This is a genomic window from Lysobacter zhanggongensis, from assembly GCF_046638635.1.
Lineage (GTDB): Bacteria > Pseudomonadota > Gammaproteobacteria > Xanthomonadales > Xanthomonadaceae > Novilysobacter > Novilysobacter luteus.
The window spans coordinates 1-3,217 of sequence record NZ_JBJXHK010000139.1; the positions used below are offsets into that span (position 1 = coordinate 1).

The 3,217-nt window shown below is 69.1% G+C and carries 4 protein-coding genes, 1 tRNA gene and 1 pseudogene; all 6 read left to right on the forward strand.

Annotation, left to right across the window (positions count from 1 at the left end; genetic code table 11):
- Positions 1 to 327, forward strand: a pseudogene (locus tag ACKVMH_RS13090) (SPOR domain-containing protein); the annotation flags it as partial.
- 40 nt (positions 328 to 367) lie between these two features.
- A tRNA-Thr gene (locus ACKVMH_RS13095) sits at positions 368 to 443 on the forward strand.
- A 16-nt stretch (positions 444 to 459) separates the two neighbouring features.
- Positions 460 to 1,383: an arginase gene (gene rocF, locus ACKVMH_RS13100; RefSeq protein ID WP_412700619.1), complete on the forward strand. Its 924-nt coding sequence runs from the start codon at positions 460 to 462 to the stop codon at positions 1,381 to 1,383.
- 133 nt (positions 1,384 to 1,516) lie between these two features.
- Entirely contained in the window at positions 1,517 to 1,681 is a 165-nt protein-coding gene (locus ACKVMH_RS13105; protein ID WP_215218857.1) for an entericidin A/B family lipoprotein, read from the forward strand.
- Between the two features lie 174 nt (positions 1,682 to 1,855).
- The gene (locus ACKVMH_RS13110) at positions 1,856 to 2,056 is read left to right on the forward strand and encodes a CsbD family protein (RefSeq protein WP_215218856.1); all 201 of its coding nucleotides are present in this window, start codon (positions 1,856 to 1,858) and stop codon (positions 2,054 to 2,056) included.
- A gap of 137 nt (positions 2,057 to 2,193) precedes the next feature.
- Positions 2,194 to 3,217: tryptophan--tRNA ligase (locus ACKVMH_RS13115; RefSeq protein ID WP_412700620.1), on the forward strand; the 1,024-nt coding region annotated here is incomplete at its 3' end.

Here is a 3,217-nt window from a genome sequence, read left to right on the forward strand (position 1 = left end):
GACATCGCGGCCGCCGAGGCGGCCGCAAAGCGCATTGCCGCGGCCGGGTTCCGCGACTGGTTCGTGATCCGCGACGGCGAGGACGCGCGCGCGGTCGCGCTGGGGCTGTACCGCAACGAGGCGTCGGCGCAGGAGCGCGCCACGGCGCTGCGCGAGGCGGGGTTTGCGGTCGAGACGGTGCCGGTTGGTGCCGGTCCTGCACGGCACTGGCTGGATGTGTCGGTGCCGGCCGGTTTCGACGCCGCGGACACGCAGCGGCGCATCGAGACGCCGGGGCAACCGGTGGACTGCGGTGCGCTGGCCGAGCCCGAACCGGTCGCGCCCTGACCGCGGTAGGCGCGGGCGTCCGCGTTAGAATGGCCGTTTCGCCGGCTTAGCTCAGTTGGTAGAGCAACCGCCTTGTAAGCGGTAGGTCGTCAGTTCGACTCTGACAGCCGGCACCAGGTCAAGGAGACTGCCATGAGCCGCATCCATCCCCCCGTTTCGATCATTGGCGCGCCCACCGACGTCGGTGCCGGCGACCGCGGCGCACGGCTGGGACCGGAGGCGCTGCGTATCGCGGGGCTGGGCGAGGCGCTGGCTGCCCGCGGCGTGGACGTGCTGGACCGCGGCAACCTCGAAGGCCCACGCAACCCCTGGCTGGGTCCGGTCGAGGGCTACCGCCACCTCGACGAAGTGACCGAGTGGAACCGGCTGGTGATGGAGGCGATGCACGCCGAGCTCGCCGGCGGCCGCATGCCGATCCTGCTGGGCGGTGACCACTGCCTGGGCCTGGGCTCGATCACCGGCGTCGCGCGCTACTGCCGCGAGGCCGGCAAGAAGCTGCGCGTGCTGTGGCTGGACGCCCACGCCGACTTCAACACCAGCCAGGTCACCCCGTCGGGCAACATCCACGGCATGCCGGTGGCGTGCCTGTGCGGCCTGGGCCCGCGCGAACTGACCCACCTCGGCGGTGACGCGCCGGCGATCACGCCCGACGTGGTGCGGCAGATCGGCATCCGCTCGGTCGACCAGGGCGAGAAGAAGCTGGTCAAGGAGCACGGCCTGGACATCTACGACATGCGCTACATCGACGAGGTAGGGATGAAGCGCGTCATGGAGGAAGCGCTGGACGGCATGGACGACGACACCCACCTGCACGTCAGCTTCGACGTCGACTTCCTCGACCCCAGCGTCGCGCCGGGTGTCGGCACCACCGTGCCGGGCGGCCCGAACTACCGCGAAGCGCAGCTGTGCATGGAGATGATCGCCGACAGCGGCCGGATGGCCTCGCTCGACATCATGGAGCTGAACCCGATCCTCGACCGCAACAACGCCACCGCGCTGGTCGCGATCGACCTGGTCGAGAGCCTGTTCGGCAAGTCCACGTTGATGCGCGACTGACCCGGCTGAACGGGCGCGTCGCCGCGCGCCGCGGCTGCACGCGCGCTTCACGCCTGCCTACGCAATGTTCGGCCACGGTCGTGTTCCGCAACACGCGCGGCCCCGTCCAAGCCCATTGCCTAGGAGATTCCCCATGAAGCGTCTGCTCGCCCTGCTGCTGCTGTCCCTGTTCTCGATGGGCACCCTCACCGCCTGCAACACCATGGCCGGCGTGGGTGAGGACATCGAAGCCGCCGGTGACAAGATCGAGGACGAGGCCGAAGGCCACATCGATTGCGATACCTCCGACGAGTGCTGATACCCGCACCGACGGAATGAACGGAAGGCCGGAGCAATCCGGCCTTCCGCTTTTGTGGGCCTCGGACTCATCGCCGCTTAACGCAACCGACACCCCGTGCGAATGTCCGGTCGGCGATGGTGTAGGCGTGGTACGGCGACGTACCGCTTCCCCACACGCAAGAGGAGGCAACGCATGAACAAGGACATCATTTCCGGCAAGTGGTCCCAGCTCAAGGGCAAGGCCCAGGCACGCTGGGGCGACCTGACCGACGACGACTTCGACGTCGCCGAGGGCAACGCCGAATACCTGTCCGGCCGCCTGCAGGAGCGCTACGGCTGGAACCGCGACCGCGCCGACCGCGAGGTGCGGGACTTCAGCGACACCCTGCACTGACCGATTTGCAGCTCACCCGCAACGGGCCGGAAGCGGCCCGTTGTCTTTTGAGGCGAGCAGGCGGCACACCGCGTCGCGGGTCAGGGCCGCACGCGGCGCCGCGCTAGACTGGCGGGCCGTCCGCCATTGCAAGCGTCATGCAGCCCACTCGCGTCCTCACCGGCATCACCACCTCCGGCACCCCCCACCTGGGCAACTACGTCGGCGCGATCCGGCCGGCTATCGCCGCCAGCCGCGAGCCGGGCGTGGAGAGCTACTACTTCCTTGCCGACTACCACGCGCTGATCAAGGTGCAGGACCCGGCGCGCGTGCAGCGCTCGACGCTGGAGATCGCCGCCAGCTGGCTCGCCTGCGGGCTCGAGCCTGACCAGGTGCGCTTCTACCGCCAGTCCGACATCCCCGAGACCACCGAGCTGACCTGGCTGCTGACCTGCGTCGCGGGCAAGGGCATCCTCAACCGCGCGCACGCCTACAAGGCCGCAGTGGACCGCAACCGCGAAGCCGGCGAGGACGACGATGCGGGCGTGACCGCCGGGTTGTTCATGTACCCGGTGCTGATGGCCGCCGACATCCTGCTGTTCAACGCACACAAGGTGCCGGTCGGGCGCGACCAGATCCAGCACATTGAAATGGCGCGCGACTTTGCCCAGCGCTTCAACCACCTGTACGGCGAGCACTTCGTGTTGCCCGAGGTCGTGATCGAGGAGCAGGTGGCGACGCTGCCGGGGCTCGACGGTCGCAAGATGAGCAAGAGCTACGACAACACCATCCCGCTGTTCGCGCCGCGCGGGGAGCTCAGGAAGCTGATCTATTCGATCGTCACCGACTCGCGTGCGCCAGGGGAGGCCAAGGATGCCGACACTTCGAACGTGTTCCAGCTGTACCGCGCGTTTGCATCGACCGGGGAGACGTCGGCGATGCGCCAGGCGTTCGCCGACGGCATCGCCTGGGGTGACGCGAAGGCAGCGCTGTTCGAGCGCATCGACGCCGAGGTCGCCCCGCTGCGGGAGAAGTACGAGGCGCTGATCGCGCAGCCGGCGCGGATCGAGGAGATCCTGCGCGCGGGCGCGGCCCGCCTGCGCGAGGAACGCGCGCTGCCGACCCTGCGAGCGTTGCGCGATGCGGTCGGGCTGCGCAACCTCGCCGCTGGCGCAGACGCGC